The sequence below is a fragment of the Rathayibacter tritici genome (assembly GCF_001641005.1).
Classification (GTDB): domain Bacteria; phylum Actinomycetota; class Actinomycetes; order Actinomycetales; family Microbacteriaceae; genus Rathayibacter; species Rathayibacter tritici.
This window is the reverse complement of the sequence record NZ_CP015515.1, coordinates 1,284,820-1,302,091: the sequence shown is the minus strand read 5'-3', so window position 1 is coordinate 1,302,091 and position 17,272 is coordinate 1,284,820. Positions and strand designations below refer to the sequence as shown.

The following is a 17,272-nucleotide window of genomic DNA, read 5'->3' as shown; positions in this document are numbered from 1 at the left end:
CACATGTCCACCACCACCCCCTCACGCCCCTCGAGTTCCCCCACGGAGCCCGAGGACGGCGTCATTCTCGGATCCGGCACGTTCCAGAAGGGCTATGTCGGAGCGGCGTCGAACTACATCGACGAACGCACGAGCATCTCGGCGGTCGTCAAGGAGTTCGGTCGGAAGATCTTCCCCGACCACTGGTCCTTCCTCCTCGGCGAGGTTGCGCTCTACAGCTTCGTCATTATCCTGCTGTCGGGCACCTTCCTCACCTTCTTCTTCCAGGCCTCGATGGTCGAGACGCACTACGAGGGCAGTTATCTGCCCCTCAAGGGCATCGAGATGTCGGCGGCCATGTCCTCCTCGCTGGACATCTCGTTCGACGTTCGCGGCGGCCTGCTGATGCGGCAGATCCACCACTGGGCGGCGCTGCTGTTCGTGGCCTCGATCGGTTTGCACATGCTGCGCATCTTCTTCACCGGTGCGTTCCGCAAGCCGCGCGAGCTGAACTGGGTGATCGGCTTCGTCCTGTTCATCCTCGCGATGGCCGAGGGCTTTACCGGCTACTCCCTCCCGGACGACCTGCTCTCGGGCAACGGCCTGCGCATCATCGACGGCATGGTCAAGGGCATCCCGATCGTGGGCACCTGGATCTCGTTCCTGCTTTTCGGCGGCGAGTTCCCGGGAACCGACATCGTCGGCCGCCTCTACACCCTGCACATCCTGCTGCTGCCGGCGCTGGTGCTCGCGTTTATCGCCCTGCACCTCGTGTTCGTAGTCGTCCACAAGCACACCCAGTTCCCCGGAGCGGGCAAGACGGAGCAGAACGTCGTCGGCTACCCGGTGTTGCCGGTCTACGCCGCCAAGGCCGGTGGATTCTTCTTCATCGTCTTCGGCGTCGTCGTCCTCATCGCGTCGCTGTTCACGATCAACCCGATCTGGAACTACGGCCCGTACGACCCCTCCCCCGTCTCCGCGGGAACCCAGCCCGACTGGTACATCGGCTTCGCCGACGGTGCCCTGCGTCTGGTCCCGCCGGGACTCGAGTGGGCCATCCCCGGCATCGGAACCCTGTCGTTCAACATTCTGATTCCGCTGGTCGGTCTCGGACTGTTCATCGCCGTGGTGATGCTGTACCCGTTCCTCGAGGCGTGGATCACCGGTGACAAGCGCGAGCACCACCTGCTCGACCGCCCGCGCAACGCCGCGACCCGCACGGCGATCGGTGCCGCTGGAGTCAGCTTCTACGCCGTCCTCTGGGCTGCTGCGTCGTCCGACCTCATCGCGACCCACTTCCACCTCACGATGGAGGGAGTGATTCACGGCCTGCAGTTCCTGCTGATCGCGGGACCGTTCATCGCCTACTTCATCACCAAGCGCATCTGCCTCGCGTTGCAGAAGAAGGACCGCGAGATTGCGCTGCACGGCTTCGAGTCGGGACGCATCGTCCGCCTCCCGGGTGGCGAGTTCATCGAGGTCCACCAGCAGCTCGACGAGTACGAGCGCTGGAAGCTGGTTGGTCAGGACGAGTACGAGCCGCTGATGATCCGCCCGGACTCGCGTGGACGCATCACCGCCCCGCAGCGCGTGCGTGCGGGACTGTCCCGCTGGTTCTTCGAGGACCGGATCACCCCCGTCACTCAGAAGGAACTCGAGAGCTCGCACAGCGAGCACTGACCCTCCCTCATCGAAGGGCCCGGACGTTCATTCGTCCGGGCCCTTCGTCGTTCCCGGGCGAGGGATCGGTGGACGTGTTCGATCTCTTCCCGGAGTCTGCGGGCGCCTGGGGGCGGGACGTCGTCGGGTGATGTGGCAGGGCGATCGTGCGGCGCAGCCCGCCGGTCGAGGTGATGGCTGTTTCGTCCTCGTGGACCTCGGCGCGAGGGACTCGGGAGCGGTCATCGATGACGGCGTGCACGACCTCGGGCGGTGCGCGACGCGTGCCGGTCGTGCACAGGGGGGCGGCTCGAGGATCTGGGCGGCGAGGAGCCGGTCTCCGCGGGGCGCCGTCAAGACCCGCATCGAGCCCCAAGCTCAGTCGCCCCCTCAGCGAGCACGGGCGTGTCCCACCCGCACCGGGGTATGTATGCGAAAGGGCCGGGTGCCCGAAGCCGAAGCCCTCGTGCGCCCGGCCCTCGGCCGAGAAATGCCTTAGCGGGCGAAGTACCCGCGGTAATACTCGTACACCCAGCCGGCGATCGCGACGAGGAAGAGACCGACCGCGATGTAGGTGATCCAGAAGCCGACGGCAAGGCCGAGGAAGCCCAGAGCTGCGGAGCCGCCGAGGATCAGCGGCCACCAGCTCCACGGACTGAAGAAGCCCAGTTCGGGGTCTCCGTCATCGATGTCGGCGTCGAGGCGATCCTCGGGCAGCTCCGCGCCCTGCGCCTGATGCACGCGGCCGACATAGAACGCGATGAACGCACCCAGCACGGCCGAGAGACCAATCGCGACTGCGCCTACCCACTCCACCTGGCCCGTGTCCAGCAGGGACCAGACGATATAGGTGACGTCGGCGACAAGGAAGAAGCCCGCGAGGAGCCAGAACAGATTGACGTTGGCGCGCATAGCCCTACTTCACCATGCCTTCGGACTTGTCGTACGTGGGGGCGTCCGGGGCGTCCTTCGCCGGACCGATGCCGACGGGGATACCGGCCTCGGGGTGGTTCAGGTCGAACGCCGGAGCCTCGCTGCGAATGCGCGGGATCGAGGTGAAGTTGTGGCGGGGCGGGGGGCACGAGGTCGCCCACTCCAGCGACCGTGAGAAGCCCCACGGGTCATTCACCGTCACCTTGGGCGCCGTGCGGGCTGTGATGTACACGTTCAAGAAGAACGGGATCAGCGAGACCGCAAGAATCATCGCTCCGACCGTGGACAGCTGGTTCATCCAGGTGAAGCCGTCCTCGGGCAGATAGCTGGCATAGCGGCGGGGCATGCCCATGACGCCGAGCCAGTGCTGGATGAGGAACGTGGTGTGGAAGCCGATGAACAGGAGCCAGAAGTGCCACTTGCCCAGCGTCTCGTTGAGCATCTTTCCGGTCCACTTGGGCCACCAGAAGTAGAAGCCCGAGAACATTGCGAAGACGACGGTGCCGAAGACGACGTAGTGGAAGTGCGCCACCACGAAGTAGGAGTCGGACACGTGGAAGTCCAGCGGGGGCGACGCGAGGATAACGCCGGTGAGGCCGCCAAAGGTGAAGGTGACCAGGAAGCCGATCGCCCAGATCATCGGCGTCTCGAAGGTCACCGAGCCGCGCCACATCGTGCCGACCCAGTTGAAGATCTTCACGCCGGTCGGCACCGCGATCAGCATCGTCATCAGCGAGAAGAACGGCAGCAGGACCGAGCCGGTGACGTACATGTGGTGGGCCCACACCGTCACGGAGAGAGCGGCGATGGAGATCGTCGCGTAGATCAGCGTCTTGTAGCCGAAGATCGGCTTGCGGCTGAAGACCGGGAACACCTCCGACACGATGCCGAAGAACGGCAGCGCGATGATGTACACCTCGGGGTGGCCGAAGAACCAGAACAGGTGCTGCCAGAGCAGGACTCCGCCATTGGCCGCGTCGTAGATGTGCGCGTCGAAGACGCGGTCGGCACCGAGGGCGAACATCGCGGCGGCGAGCACCGGGAAGGCGAGCAGCACCAGGATCGAGGTCACCAGGATGTTCCAGGTGAAGATCGGCATGCGGAACATGGTCATGCCCGGAGCGCGCATCGTGATGACCGTGGTGATGAAGTTCACCGCACCGAGAATCGTGCCGAAGCCCGAGAGAGCGAGGCCGAACACCCAGAGGTTGCCGCCCAACCCCGGCGAGAACGTCGTACTGGACAGGGGCGCGTAGGCGAACCATCCGAACGAGGCCGCACCCTGCGGGGTGATGAAGCCTGCGACAGCGATCAGCGAGCCGAAGCTGTAGAGCCAGTATGCGAACGCGTTCAAGCGCGGGAACGCGACGTCGGGGGCGCCGATCTGCAACGGCATCAAGACGTTGGCGAACCCGGCGAACAACGGCGTCGCGAACATCAGCAGCATGATCGTGCCGTGCATCGTGAACAACTGGTTGTACTGCTCGCGCGTCTCGACCACATTCAGGCCGGGCTCGAACAGCTGGGCGCGGATGACCAGCGCCATCACGCCCGCGATGCAGAAGTAGATGAACGACGTGATCAGGTACATGTACCCGATGACCTTGTGGTCGGTCGACGTCATCCAGCGGACGAGGACGTTCGCCTTGCGCTGGACCGGCGGCGTGCCGGTCGTGCGCGTCGGGCGGGGTGCTGTGGCGGTGCTCATGCTCCCTTACTCCTCGTTCTCGCGGGCCGGCGCGCCGGTTCCCGGAAGGTTCGAATTGCGGTTGTACTCCGCGCCGAGCTGACCGGTCTGGCCGGCGTCGCGCAGGGACTGGATGTAGTCGTCGTACTCGGCCTGCGAGACGACCTTGACGTTGAAGAGCATCGCGGAGTGGTATTCGCCGCAGAACTCAGCGCACCTGCCGCTCTGAGTCCCCTCCTTGAGCGGCGTGACGTACATGTAGTTCGTCTTACCGGGGATCATGTCTTTTTTGTAGAGGAATTCGGCGATCCAGAACGAGTGGATGACGTCGCGGGAATCGAGCTGAATTTTGATCTTCTTGCCCACCGGCAGATAGAGCGTGGGAACCTCGGACTCGACGAGCGAACCCGCTGGGTCGGCGCCCTCCTGGTACTGCCCCTGGATTCCGGCCGAGTAGACGTTCTCGTCGACGTAGTTGAAGTCCCACGCCCACTGCTTGCCGTACACCTGGATGGTCTCGTCCGGGTCGTCGTAGGGCTCCTCGATGGCAGCCTGGTCGCGCGCAGTGAAGGCGAAGAAGCCGATCACGAGAATCAGCGGCACGATCGTGTAGAAGATCTCGATCGGCATGTTGTACCGCAACTGGACCGGCAGGCCGGTCTGGCCCTTGCGACGGCGGTAGACGACCACCGCCCAGATGGTGAGACCCCACGTGACGACGCCGACGGCGAGCAGGACGATCCAGGAGGTGACCCAGAGTCCGATGACGCGATCCACGTGGTTCGTCGTGCCGGGCTCAGTGGGAAGCCAGCCCTGGAGCTGCTCCTGCGTGCAGCCCGCGAGGACGAGGGCGAGGGCTCCTGCGACGGGGGCAGCGACCCATCTGCGGATTCGGCGATTGAAGCGCACCGGTGACCTTTCGGAAGACTGGGGACCAGTTCACACGAAACTGTATTAGACCGGCCCTAGCCTACCCTTCCGCTCCGGCGCCCCGATGCACGACGACCCGCTCTTGACGTCCTGACCCCGTGGTGCAGTCGGGACGAGCGGCCCCGACTCGGGGCCGCTCGGGGTCAGTGGAAGCTGTCGCCGCAGGCGCAGCTACCGCCCGCGTTGGGGTTGTCGATCGTAAAACCCTGCTTCTGGATGGTGTCCTCGAAGTCGATGGAGGCGCCGTCGAGGTAGGGCACGCTCATCTTGTCGACGACGAGGCCGACGCCCTCGAACTCGACCGCCGCGTCGCCCTCGAGAGTGCGCTCGTCGAAGTAGAGCTGGTAGATCAGGCCCGAGCAGCCGCCGGGCTGCACGGCGACTCGAAGGCGGAGGTCGTCGCGACCCTCCTGCTCGAGCAGGCTCTTGACCTTCGCAGCGGCGGTCGGGGTCATCGAGACGCCGTGGGCCGTGCTCGGCTGGGTGGCGACGGGGGTCGCCGTCTGGTCGGTCAGTGTGTCTGACATGTCACTCCTCAGGGGACGGGCGGAACGGTCGTCGTGCCTTCCGGGATTCTACGGCTGAAACCCGGCTGCACACCGGGGTATTCCCTCGCCGGCGGTTAGTCGCGATGGGCGGTCGCGCGCAGGAGGAACAGCGCCTCGGTCTGCGCGGCTCGCTTGAAGACGCCCAGGTGCAGCGACTCGTTGGGGCTGTGCGCGCGCGAGTCGGGGTCTTCGACTCCGGTGACCAGGATCTGCGCCGTCGGGAACTCGCGCACCAGGTCGGCGATGAAGGGGATGCTCCCGCCGATGCCGGTCTCCAGCGGTTCGCGGCCCCAGGCGTCCGCCATCGCGCGCTTGACCAGGTCCACCGCCCAGCCGGTCGCGTCGACGAGGAAGGGGTTCCCGGTACTGACATCGTCGATCGCCAGGTGCGCGCCGAACGGGGCGTTGGCGTGCAGGTGGCGCTCGATCGCGGTGGAGGCCTGCTCCGCGTCCTGGCCCGGGGCGATGCGCGCGCTGATCTTCACCCGCACCGACGGCACGAGGGTGTTGGACGCGTCGACGACCGCGGGGGCGTCGATCCCGGTGACGGTGACCGCCGGCTTCGACCACAGGCGCGAGAGGATCGTGCCGGTACCGATCGGCGAGACGCCGTCGAGGAGGCCGGAGTCACGGCGCAGGTCCTCCTCCGTCATGTCGGGGACCGTACCGTCGTGCTCGGTGAGACCGGCGATCGCGACCGAGCCGTCCTCGTCCCAGAGCGTCGAGAGCAGGCGGACTGCCGCGAGCATCGCGTCCGGGACCGCTCCGCCGAGCATGCCCGAGTGCGAGGCGTGGGCGAGGGTGCTGATCGTGAGGGTGAAGGTGACATTACCGCGCAGGCCCACGGTCAGCGCGGGGGTGTCGACGTCCCAATTATCGCTGTCGGCCACGATGATCGCGTCGGCCCGGAGGGCACTGTGGTGCTCGCGAAGGAAGGTAGGGAAGGAGCGGGAGCCGAACTCCTCCTCCCCCTCGATGAAGAGGACGAGCCCGAGCTCGAAGTCCTCGCCCGCGACCTCGCGCAGCGCACGGACCGCGGCGAGATGCGAGACGACACCGGCCTTGTCGTCGGCGGCGCCGCGGCCGTAGAGGCGGTCGCCGCGCACGGTCGGCTCGAACGGAGGGGTCTCCCACGCCGACTCTGCACCCTGGGGCTGCACGTCGTGGTGAGCGTAGAGCAGGACGGTCGGCGCCCCGTTGCGGGCGGCGCGGGTCGCGAGCACCGCGGGCTGACCGAGCACGTCGGTGCCGTCGATCGTGGCGCTGTGGAGTGCGACGTCGTCAAAGACGCCGGTCTCCCGCGCGAGCTCGGCGATGGCCTCGGCGCTGGCGGCCACCCGGGTGGCGTCGAAGCCGTCCCACGAGACGGACGGGATCCGCACCAGCTGCCCGAGCTGGGCGAGCGAGCGCGGCAGGTCGTCGCGGACGGCGGCGAGGACGGCCTCCTCATCGGAGGAGAGTACGGACGGAGTCGAAGCGTCGTGAGCCATGCAGGTAATCTTAAGAGATCCCCGAATCCAAGGACGTTCCCCGTGGCCAAGCACCCGATTGCAACCGACACGCCCGACGACGCCGGCTCCCCCGGCGCCGGCAAGGGGCGGCCGACGCCGACCCGGCGCGAGCAGGAGCTGGCCCGCAAGCGTCCACTGGTCGTCACCGACCGCAAGCAGGCCGCGCGCGACGCCCGCGAGAAGGCCGCGGTCTCCCGTGAGCAGGCTCGCCTCGGACTCGCCGCCGGCGACCAGCGCTACCTACCGCTGCGTGACAAGGGCCCCCAGCGCAGGTTCGTCCGCGACTGGGTGGACGCGCGCTTCAGCCTCGGTGAGTTCCTCATCCCGGTGATGGTCGTGGTCCTCCTGCTGAGCTTCTTCCCGCAGCCCGAGCTGCAGTACGTGACGCTCGTCATCCTCTGGGTGTTCTTCCTCGTCGCGGTGATCGACTGCATCCTCCTCGGCATCCGTCTGCGGCGGAAGCTGGCGGAGCGCTACGGCGCCGACAAGGTCGAGAAGGGCATCCGCTGGTACGCCGCGATGCGCGCCCTCCAGTTGCGCGTGATGCGCCTGCCCAAGCCGCAGGTCAAGCGCGGCGCCTTCCCCGAGTAATCGGGCGGGAACGCCGAGGGCCGACAGCAGGGCGGCTCAGGAGTCGCGGGCCAGTCCCCGGTTGATCGCCCGGGCCCAGAGGGGTCCGCGGTAGATGAAGGCGGTGTAGCCCTGGACGAGGGTGGCGCCGGCGGCGAGACGCTGCCGCACGTCTGCGGCCGTCTCGATCCCACCGACCGAGATCACGCAGAACCCCGCGGGGACGACGGCGCGGATCACGCGCAGCACCTCGAGTGACCGGGCCGCTAGCGGAGCCCCGGAGAGGCCGCCGACTCCGGCCGCCTCGACCACGGACCGGTCGGCGACGAGGCCTTCGCGCGAGAGCGTCGTATTGGTCGCAATGATGCCGTCTAAGCCCAGCCGGACCGCGAGCTCGGCAACGCGGCGGACCTCGTCGTCGGAGAGGTCGGGGGCGATCTTGACCAGCAGGGGCGTCGCGTCGGCGGCGTCCTTGACCGCGGCGAGCAGGGGCTCGAGGCGGTCGATCTTCTGCAGGCCGCGCAAGCCGGGGGTGTTCGGCGAGCTCACGTTCACGACAAGGTAGTCGGCAAGCGGCGCGAGGAGCCGGGTGCTGATCAGGTAGTCCTCGACCGCATCGTCCACCTCGACCACTCGGCTCTTGCCGATGTTCACACCGATCACCGGTCGGCGGCGTGCGCTGCGCAGGCGGACGAGGCGCTTCGCCGCGGCCTGCGCGCCGTGATTGTTGAAGCCCATCCGGTTGATGACGGCCCGATCGGCGATCAGACGAAACAGGCGCGGCCGAGCGTTGCCCGGCTGCTCCCGAGCGGTCAGCGTCCCCACCTCGACGTGCCCGAACCCCAGCGCGCCGAGGCCCAGGACCGCGGTGGCGTCCTTGTCGAAGCCAGCGGCGACTCCGAAGGGCGTCTCGAAGCGGAGTCCGAGCGCCTCGACCGACGGGGTGCCCCGCGGCACGGTCAGGCGCCGCAACGCCGGGGCGACGCCGCCAAGAGCCCTGATCACCGGGAAGCTGAGGTGGTGCGCCTGCTCGGGGTCGAGGCGACGCAGGAGGGTGCGGAACAACAGCGGGTACACGCGGGCCTCAGATCTCGTCGGCGCGGTTCGGCACGGAGCTGCGTTCGGCGCGAAGCTGCGTGATCGCCGACTCGAAGTCATCGAGCGAGTCGAACGCCTGGTACACGCTGGCGAAGCGGAGGTAGGCCACCTCGTCGAGCTCGCGCAGCGGCGGCAGAATGGCGAGGCCAATGTCGTTGGCGTCGATCTGGGAGGCACCGGTCGAGCGGATGCTCTCCTCCACCCGCTGCGCGAGCACCGCCAGATCGGAGTCGGTGACGGGACGTCCCTGGCAAGCCTTCCGGACGCCGCTGACGATCTTCTCGCGGCTGAATGGCTCCACGACTCCGCTGCGCTTGATCACAACGAGGCTCGCGGTCTCGGTGGTTGAGAAGCGACGGCCGCAGGACGGGCATTGGCGGCGGCGACGGATGGAGAGACCGTCGTCGCTCGTGCGGGAGTCGATCACGCGGGAGTCGGGGTGCCGGCAGAAGGGGCAGAACATCGAGGGCCTCTCGGTCTCAGGCGAAGCGGGCGTCGACGGCGTCCCCGTGAGCGGGTAGGGCCTCGGCGTCGCTGAGAGCGCGGATATGCGGGGCGACCCGCTCGAGCGCTGCGCGGTCGTACGAGATCAGCTGCTGCGGGCGGAGGAACGTATAGGCGCCGAGCCCCGAAGAGAAACGCGCCTGCCCGAGCGTGGGCAGCACGTGGTTGGATCCGGCGAGGTAGTCGCCCAGGCTGACCGGAGTGGTGGGGCCGAGGAAGATCGCGCCGGCGTCGTGGATCCGCTCCGCCATCGCGACCGGGTCGACCGTGTGCAGCTCGAGGTGTTCGGGGCCGTAGGCGTCACTGAATGCGCAGGCGAGGTCGAGGTCGTCGACGATCACGAGCGCCGACTGCGGGCCGCCGAGCGCGATCGCGACCCGCTCGGCGTGCTGGGTGCCTGCCGCCTGCTCGGCGACCTCGCGCTGCACGGCTGCGGCGAGGTTGGCGCTGTCCGTCACCAGGACCGCCGACGCGGCCTCGTCGTGCTCGGCCTGACTGACCAGGTCGGCAGCGACCAGGCGCGGGTCGGCGGAGTCGTCGGCGATGACGAGAATCTCCGTTGGGCCGGCCTCGGAGTCGATGCCGACCTGGCCGAGCACCTGGCGCTTCGCCGTGGTGACCCAAATATTGCCCGGGCCGGTGATGATGCTGACGGGATCGAGGCCGATCGAGTCGACACCGTAGGCCAGCGCGGCGACTGCGCCCGCGCCTCCGAGCGCGTAGACCTCGTCGATGCCCAGCAGCGCGGCAGCCGCGAGGATCGTGGGGTGCACGGAGCCGCCGAATGCCTTCTGCGGCGGCGAGACCAGGGCGATGGAGGCGACACCGGCGGCCTGGGCGGGCACCGCGTTCATCACGACGCTCGAGGGGTAGACCGCTTTGCCGCCGGGGACGTAGAGGCCGGCGCGAGCGACGGGCTGCCAGCGCTGGGTGACGGTGGCGCCGTCGTCGAGCTCAGTCGTGCGGGCCGGCGGGATCTGCGCGGCGCTGGCGCGACGGACACGGGCGATCGCCTCCTCGAGAGCGCGGCGGATAGCCGGGTCGAGGCGGTCCACGGCCTGCGCGATCTGCTCGGCGGGCACGCGGAGGTGCGGGGGGCGCACGCCGTCCAGCCGCTCCGACTGATCGAGCAGCGCGTCGGCACCGCGCGCGCGGACGTCGGCGATCAGCTCGGTGACCACGGGCCCGACGGCCGCGGAGGTACCCGGATTGCGGGGTACGAGGTCGAGGAGCTCGGCGGCGGAGGGACGACGGCCGCGGAGGTCGAGGGTCTGGATCATGGCCGCCCCAGTCTACGCGCCGCCCTCCCCGGCTCCCTCGCCCCCGCTGCGCCTCGACCACCAGGCCCGGCCGCGCAACGCCCATCCCGCAGCCACCCCTTCGCCGCCACGCCCAAGGCGAACCGCCGATCCGCGTCCCAGCGGATCGCCGTCGCCGCACGCACCCCGCTCCACACAACCCCGCCACCCTCCCCAGCCAACCGCGCCGAGCCGGGCAGGGACCGGCTCACCACGCCCAAGGCGAACCGCCGATCCGCGTCCCAGCGGATCGCCGTCGCCGCACGCACTCCGCTCCACACAACCCCGACACCCTCCCCAGCCAACCGCGCCGAGCCGGGCAGGGACCGGCTCGGAAGTCAGTACAGACAGTTCGGCCCCAGCAGGCTCTTCAGCTCCCCGAACAGGTCCGGCGTGATCCGCACCGGGAACGGCACCTCGAAGACGCGCGCGGTGTCGCCCTTGATGAGCTTCAGGCGGACCTCGGTCCGACCCGAGTGGCGGATGAGTACGTCGCTGAGCTGCGAGATCGTGTCGGTGGTCGCGCGCGGCTCGGGCATCGAGACGGTGAGCGGCCCGGAGTCGCCGTCCTGGCTCATCTCGGGGGCGAAGAGGCTGAACGCGTGCAGGTTCATCCCGTCGTCGCGCATGCTGACGCGGCCACGGACAACGACGATGGAGTCGTTGGTGAGCGCGGGGGCGAACTCCTGGTACGCCTTCCCCATGAACATGCAGGTGATCTCGCCGCCGAAGTCCTCGACCTGGATCATCCCGTACTGGTTGCCGGAGGCTTTGGCCATCCGGTGTTGGACGCTCGTGACGAGGCCAGCGACGACCACGGTCTCGCCGTCGGCGATCGTCTCCGAGATCAGCAGGTCGGCGATAGTCGTGCTGTAGTGCTTGGCGAGCTCGGTCTCGAGCCCGGCGAGCGGATGGTCGGACACGTACAGGCCGAGCATGTCGCGTTCGAAGGCGAGCTTGTCCCGCTTGGCCCATTCCGGACGCTCGGGCACCTGGATCGCGGCCTGCGGCTCGTCCCAGAGGCTGTCGAAGTCGAAGCCGACCTGGCCGTTGGCCTCGTTGCGCTTCTCCCCGACGGCGGCCTCGACGGCATCCTCGTGCACCTCGACGAGGGCGCGGCGAGTCGAGCCGAGCGAATCGAAGGCTCCGGCTTTGATCAGCGATTCGATGGTGCGCTTGTTCGCCACCTGGAGCGGCACCTTGCGGAGGAAGTCGTGGAACGTCTCGAATCGCCCCTTCTCCTCGCGTGCGGCGCGGATCCCCTCGACCACGTTCGTTCCGACGTTGCGGACGGCGCCGAGACCGAAGCGGATGTCGGTGCCGACCGCGGTGAAGAAGCCGATCGACTCGTTGACGTCCGGCGGAAGCACCTTGATCCCCATCCGCCGGCACTCGTTGAGGTAGGCGGCCATCTTGTCCTTGGAGTCGCCGACGCTGGTGAGCAGCGCGGCCATGTACTCAGCGGGGTAGTGGGCCTTGAGGTAGGCGGTCCAGTAGGACACCACTCCGTACGCCGCCGAGTGCGCCTTGTTGAAGGCGTAGTCGGAGAAGGGCAGGAGGATGTCCCAGAGGGTCTTGACGGCCTCCATCGAGTAGCCGTTGGCGATCATGCCGCCGGAGAAGCCCTCGAACTGCTTGTCGAGCTCGGACTTCTTCTTCTTGCCCATCGCGCGCCGCAGCAGGTCGGCCTGCGCGAGGGTGAAGCCCGCGAGCTTCTGCGCGATCGACATGACCTGCTCCTGGTACACGATCAGGCCGTACGTCCCACCGAGCACCTCCGAGAGCGGCTCCTCGAGCTCGGGGTGGATCGGGGTGATCTGCTGCACGCCGTTCTTGCGCAGCGCGTAGTTGGTGTGGGAGTCGGCGCCCATCGGTCCCGGGCGGTAGAGCGCGAGGACCGCGGAGATGTCCTCGAAGTTGTCCGGTTTCATCAGGCGCAGCAGCCCGCGCATCGGTCCGCCGTCGAGCTGGAACACGCCGAGGGTGTCTCCGCGGGCCAGCAGCTCGTAGGCCGCCGGGTCGTCGAGTTCGAGGTCCTCCAGCACGAGATCCTGCTTGCGGTTCGCACGGATGTTGTCGAGGGCGTCGTCGATGATCGTGAGGTTCCGCAGCCCCAGGAAGTCCATCTTGATCAGGCCGAGGGATTCGCACGCGGGGTAGTCGAACTGCGTGACGATCTGACCGTCCTGCTCCCGCTTCATGATCGGGATGATGTCGAGCAGCGGATCGCTGGACATGATGACGCCGGCCGCGTGCACGCCCCACTGGCGCTTGAGGTTCTCGAGTCCGAGCGCGGTGTCGAAGACCAGCTTGGCCTGCGGATCCTCGGCGATCACAGTGCGGACGTCGAGCGCCTCCTTGTAGCGGGCGTGTGCGGGGTCGTTGATTCCGCTGAGCGGGATGTCCTTGCCCATGATCGCGGGCGGCATCGCCTTTGTCAGCTTCTCGCCCATCCCGAACGGGAAGCCGAGGACTCGTGAGGCATCTTTGAGTGCCTGCTTCGCCTTGATCGTGCCGTAGGTGACGATCTGGGCGACGCGCTCGTCACCGTACTTGTCGGTGACATACCGGATGACCTCGCCGCGGCGACGGTCGTCGAAGTCGACGTCGAAGTCGGGCATCGAGACGCGGTCCGGGTTGAGGAACCGCTCGAAGATCAGGCCGTGGCGCAGCGGATCGAGGTCGGTGATCTTCATCGCGTAGGCGGCCATCGACCCCGCGCCGGAACCGCGGCCGGGGCCGACCCTTATCCCGTTGCGCTTGGACCAGTTGATGAAGTCGGCGACGACGAGGAAGTAACCGGGGAAGCCCATCTGCAGGATGACCTGCGTCTCGTAGTCGGCGCGAGCGCGCACCTCCTCCGAGACACCGTCCGGGTAGCGCTCGCGCAGTCCGGCCTCGACCTCTTTCACGAACCAGGTGTCCTCGGTCTCGCCCTCGGGGACCGGGAAGCGGGGCATGTAGTTGGCGGACGTGTCGAACTGCACGTCGCAGCGCTCGGCGATGAGGAGTGTGTTGTCGCAGGCCTCGGGGTGGTCGCGGAAGACCTGGCGCATCTCGCGCGGCGACTTGAGGTAGAACTCGTCCGCGTCGAACTTGAAACGCTTGGGGTCATCGAGCGTTGTGCCGGACTGCACGCAGAGCAGCGCGGCGTGCGACGTCGCGTCGTGCGCGTGGGTGTAGTGCAGGTCGTTAGTGGCGACGAGCGGGAGGCCCACATCCTTGGCGAGCCGGATGACGTCGCCGATGACCCGCCGCTCGATGTCGAGACCGTGGTCCATGATCTCGGCGAAGAAGTTCTCTGCGCCGAAGATGTCGCGGTAGTCGGCGGCCGCCTGCCGCGCCTCCTTGTACTGCCCCAGGCGGAGGCGGGTCTGCACCTCACCGCTCGGGCAGCCGGTCGTGCCGATCAGCCCCTCGGAGTACTGCGAGAGGATCTCGCGGTCCATCCGCGGTTTGAAGTAGTAGCCCTCGATCGAGGCGCGCGAGGAGAGGCGGAAGAGGTTGTGCATGCCCGTCGTGGTCGAGCTGAGCAGCGTCATGTGTGTATAGGCGCCGGAGCCGGACACGTCATCGCCGCCCCCGTCGCCCCAGCGGATCCGCGTCTTGTCGGAGCGGTGCGTGCCCGGAGTGAGGTACGCCTCGGTGCCGATGATGGGCTTGATCCCCGCCGCCGTCGCGGTGCGCCAGAAGTCGAAGGCTCCGAACACGTTCCCGTGGTCGGTCACGGCGATCGCCGGCATGCCCTCCTCGACCGCCGCATCGATCAGCGGCTTCACCCGCGCGGCACCGTCGAGCATCGAGTACTCACTGTGCACGTGCAGGTGGACGAAGGAATCGTTACTCGGCAAGGATGCGCCTCCGGCGGACTGCGGGCAGGGGAGGGACGGCCGGCGACCCGGGAGGGCCCGTGGGCACGACGGGAAGAAGTCTAACCGCGCCGGACGCGGCTCCCGCCCGGAGGGCGCGGATCACTCTCCGCGGAGTACCTCCAGGGCGTGCGCGAGGTCGTCGGGGTAGGCGGCCTCGAACTGCACCCACTCCCCCGTGCCCGGGTGCGTGAATCCGAGCCGGACCGCGTCGAGCCACTGGCGGGAGAGGCCGAGGCGCTTCGAGAGGGTCGGATCGGCTCCGTACATCGCGTCGCCGACGCACGGGTGGCGCTGTGCGGCCATGTGCACGCGGATCTGGTGGGTGCGACCGGTCTCGAGGTGGATCTCGAGGAGGGAGGCGAACGGGAAGGCCTCGATCGTCTCGTAGTGAGTGACCGAGGGCTTGCCGTCGGCGCGGACCGCGAACTTCCAGTCCGAGGACGGGTGGCGGCCGAGCGGAGCGTCGATGGTGCCCGCGAGCGGATCCGGATGGCCCTGCACGACCGCGTGGTACACCTTCTCGACCGTGCGGTCGTGGAACGCGCGCTTGAGGTGGGTGTAGGCCTGCTCCGACTTCGCGACGACCATGAGGCCGCTCGTTCCGGCGTCGAGGCGGTGCACGATGCCGGCCCGCTCCGCCGCTCCGGAGGTCGAGATCCGGAAACCGGCAGCGGCGAGGGCGCCGAGCACCGTCGGCCCCTCCCAGCCCACGGCGGGGTGCGCAGCGACCCCGACCGGCTTGTCGATCACGACGATGTCGTCGTCGTCGTGCACGATGCCGAGGTCGGGGACTGCGATCGGCACGATCCGAGGCTCCTCGCGCGCGGTCCACTCGACGCTCAGCCAGGCGCCGGAGCGCACGCGGTCGCTCTTGTCGAGGACCCGGCCATCGACGCTCACTCCGCCGGCCTCGGCCACCTCAGCCGCGAAGGTGCGCGAGAAGCCGAGCAACTTGGCGACGGCCGCATCGACGCGCAGGCCGTCGAGCCCGTCCGGGACCGGCAGCTCTCGGGACTGCACCATCAGCGTCCGCCGCGGCTGCCGTCGAGCCCGATGCCGCGCAGGCTCAGCAGAACGAACAGGGCCATCGCCGTGCAGATCGCGACGTCGGCGACGTTGTAGATCGCCGGGAGCAGCCACGGCGTGAAGAGGAAGTCGACGACGTGTCCGAGCCCGAAGGAGGGCTCCCGGAACAGCCGGTCGAAGAGGTTGCCGAGCGTGCCGCCGAGCAGCAGTCCGAAGAAGACCGCCCACGGAGTGGACCGGATGCGGCGAGAGAACCAGATGACCGCGATGACGACGCAGGCCGCGATGATCGAGAAGATCCACGTCGATCCGCTCGCCAGAGAGAAGGCCGCACCCGGATTTTTCACGTAGTGCAGGATCAGCACGTCACCGAGAACGTGAACGTCCTCGCCGAGGGTCAGAGTCGTCGTGACCAGGAATTTCGCGATCTGATCGATCGCGAAGACCGCGAGCGCGACGAGGCCGAGGGTGACGAGCACCCTCGGCCTGACGTGCGCTGCGGCGGAACTACGCCCCAAAGCCCGACAGCGAGGACTCCGACGTCGCCGGCTGGGTGTCGAGGTCGCGAAGCTGACCCTCGATGTAGCTCTTGAGCTTCTGGCGGTACTCGCGCTCGAAGGTGCGGAGCTCGTCGATGCGGTGTTCGACGGTTGCCCGCTCCTCCTCGAGCTTCGCAATCTGCTGGCGCTGTGCGGCCTCTGCCTCGGCGACCAGACGCGCGGCGGTCGCACGACCCTCGGCGACCAGGGCGTCGCGCTTCTCGGCACCCTCACGTACGTGCTCCTCGTGCAGGCGGCGAGCCAGCTGGAGAAGCCCGCTGGAACTCTCGGCCTCATCGACCGGGGCTGACTGCTGGGCACCGCTCGGAGCGGTGACCGGAGCGGGAGCCGGGGTGGGCTCCGGCTCGGGCTGCGGCTCCGGCTCGGGCGCCTCGTCGACGACCGGGGCAGGAGCAGGAGTGCTCTCGCGCGGGGCGTCGGAGACGCGGGCATCCGAGGGGCGGCTGTCGCCGGAGGAGAGGCGCTGACGCAGTTCCTCGTTCTCCTGGTTCAGGCGGCGAAGCTCCACGACGACCTCGTCGAGGAAGTCGTCGACCTCGTCCTGGTCGTATCCCTCGCGGAACTTGGTCGGCTGGAACCGCTTATTGACAACGTCTTCGGGAGTGAGCGCCATGGCTTTCCACCTTCGATTTCAAGTAGGTACACGTCTAACAACGCGCGACTAAAGCTAGCAACTTCAGGCGCACGGCGCAGTGCTGACACCGCGGGGAACGTCCGGACGTGCCAACGATACGACGCGTCAACGATACGACGTGTCAACGATACAGGGACGTCTAGGCTCGCTGTAGCCACGTCGCGATGTACATGCCCACGATGACGCAGAGCATGGTGAGACTCCAGCCGAAGTCGAGGGCGATCGGGCCGATCGAGACCGGCTTGATCAACCGGCGAAAAAAGCCGATCGGGGGGTCAGTGACCGTGTAGACGCCCTCCGCGGCGACGAGGCCGGCACCGCGCGGGCGCCAGTCGCGACGGATGACGCGGACGAGGTCGAGCACGAACCGCGCCCACATCGCGAAGAAGTAGAGCAGGAGCACGAAGTAGAGGACGCTCCCGAGGAGCGAGACGACGGAGTTCACCGGGGGCCAGGGCTCCCC

General features: G+C 68.1%; 15 protein-coding genes and 1 pseudogene. 2 read left to right on the top strand and 14 right to left on the bottom strand.

Features of this window, described 5'->3' with window-relative positions:
• Window positions 1-3: 3 nt before the first annotated feature.
• Entirely contained in the window at window positions 4-1,659 is a 1,656-nt protein-coding gene (qcrB, locus tag A6122_RS05910) for a cytochrome bc1 complex cytochrome b subunit (protein ID WP_068252687.1), read from the top strand.
• A gap of 139 nt (window positions 1,660-1,798) precedes the next feature.
• Here the strand turns inward: qcrB and A6122_RS17240 are convergent.
• The 6 genes and pseudogenes from A6122_RS17240 to A6122_RS05885 all read right to left on the bottom strand — a co-directional run.
• Window positions 1,799-1,900: pseudogene (locus A6122_RS17240) on the bottom strand (IS481 family transposase); the annotation flags it as partial.
• Between the two features lie 233 nt (window positions 1,901-2,133).
• Entirely contained in the window at window positions 2,134-2,550 is a 417-nt protein-coding gene (locus A6122_RS05905) for a cytochrome c oxidase subunit 4 (protein WP_068252681.1), read from the bottom strand.
• 4 nt (window positions 2,551-2,554) lie between these two features.
• The gene (gene ctaD / locus A6122_RS05900) at window positions 2,555-4,279 is read right to left on the bottom strand and encodes an aa3-type cytochrome oxidase subunit I (RefSeq protein WP_068252678.1); all 1,725 of its coding nucleotides are present in this window, start codon (window positions 4,277-4,279) and stop codon (window positions 2,555-2,557) included.
• Between the two features lie 6 nt (window positions 4,280-4,285).
• Window positions 4,286-5,167: an aa3-type cytochrome oxidase subunit II gene (gene ctaC / locus A6122_RS05895; protein ID WP_068252676.1), complete on the bottom strand. Its 882-nt coding sequence runs from the start codon at window positions 5,165-5,167 to the stop codon at window positions 4,286-4,288.
• A 164-nt stretch (window positions 5,168-5,331) separates the two neighbouring features.
• Complete coding sequence (gene erpA, locus A6122_RS05890) at window positions 5,332-5,715, bottom strand: iron-sulfur cluster insertion protein ErpA (RefSeq protein WP_068252673.1); 384 nt, start codon at window positions 5,713-5,715, stop codon at window positions 5,332-5,334.
• Between the two features lie 95 nt (window positions 5,716-5,810).
• Window positions 5,811-7,226 carry a dipeptidase gene (locus A6122_RS05885; RefSeq protein WP_068252671.1) on the bottom strand — a complete coding sequence of 472 codons (1,416 nt, stop codon included), beginning with the start codon at window positions 7,224-7,226 and terminating at the stop codon, window positions 5,811-5,813.
• Between the two features lie 42 nt (window positions 7,227-7,268).
• Here A6122_RS05885 and A6122_RS05880 point away from each other — a divergent pair, with 42 nt between their 5' ends.
• Window positions 7,269-7,838, top strand: a complete 570-nt coding sequence (locus A6122_RS05880) for a DUF3043 domain-containing protein (RefSeq protein WP_068252669.1) — start codon at window positions 7,269-7,271, stop codon at window positions 7,836-7,838.
• Between the two features lie 36 nt (window positions 7,839-7,874).
• On the opposite strand, the gene A6122_RS05875 is transcribed toward A6122_RS05880, so the two are convergent.
• The 8 genes from A6122_RS05875 to A6122_RS05840 all read right to left on the bottom strand — a co-directional run bounded on the left by A6122_RS05875 (window position 7,875) and on the right by A6122_RS05840 (window position 17,254).
• Window positions 7,875-8,894, bottom strand: coding sequence for a quinone-dependent dihydroorotate dehydrogenase (locus A6122_RS05875; RefSeq protein ID WP_068252666.1), 1,020 nt, complete (start codon window positions 8,892-8,894; stop codon window positions 7,875-7,877).
• 7 nt (window positions 8,895-8,901) lie between these two features.
• Window positions 8,902-9,378, bottom strand: coding sequence for a transcriptional regulator NrdR (gene nrdR, locus A6122_RS05870; protein ID WP_068252663.1), 477 nt, complete (start codon window positions 9,376-9,378; stop codon window positions 8,902-8,904).
• 16 nt (window positions 9,379-9,394) lie between these two features.
• The gene (gene hisD, locus A6122_RS05865) at window positions 9,395-10,699 is read right to left on the bottom strand and encodes a histidinol dehydrogenase (protein WP_068252660.1); all 1,305 of its coding nucleotides are present in this window, start codon (window positions 10,697-10,699) and stop codon (window positions 9,395-9,397) included.
• Between the two features lie 356 nt (window positions 10,700-11,055).
• Window positions 11,056-14,517: a DNA polymerase III subunit alpha gene (dnaE, locus tag A6122_RS05860; RefSeq protein ID WP_068257147.1), complete on the bottom strand. Its 3,462-nt coding sequence runs from the start codon at window positions 14,515-14,517 to the stop codon at window positions 11,056-11,058.
• A gap of 171 nt (window positions 14,518-14,688) precedes the next feature.
• The gene (locus tag A6122_RS05855; protein ID WP_068257145.1) at window positions 14,689-15,609 is read right to left on the bottom strand and encodes an RluA family pseudouridine synthase; all 921 of its coding nucleotides are present in this window, start codon (window positions 15,607-15,609) and stop codon (window positions 14,689-14,691) included.
• A gap of 2 nt (window positions 15,610-15,611) precedes the next feature.
• A complete protein-coding gene (gene lspA / locus A6122_RS16430; protein ID WP_068252657.1) occupies window positions 15,612-16,094 on the bottom strand; it encodes a signal peptidase II in 483 nt (160 codons plus the stop codon).
• Window positions 16,095-16,122: 28 nt separating this feature from the next.
• Window positions 16,123-16,788, bottom strand: a complete 666-nt coding sequence (locus tag A6122_RS05845; protein ID WP_068252654.1) for a DivIVA domain-containing protein — start codon at window positions 16,786-16,788, stop codon at window positions 16,123-16,125.
• Between the two features lie 160 nt (window positions 16,789-16,948).
• Window positions 16,949-17,254, bottom strand: coding sequence for a YggT family protein (locus A6122_RS05840; RefSeq protein ID WP_068212828.1), 306 nt, complete (start codon window positions 17,252-17,254; stop codon window positions 16,949-16,951).
• Window positions 17,255-17,272 lie beyond the last annotated feature (18 nt).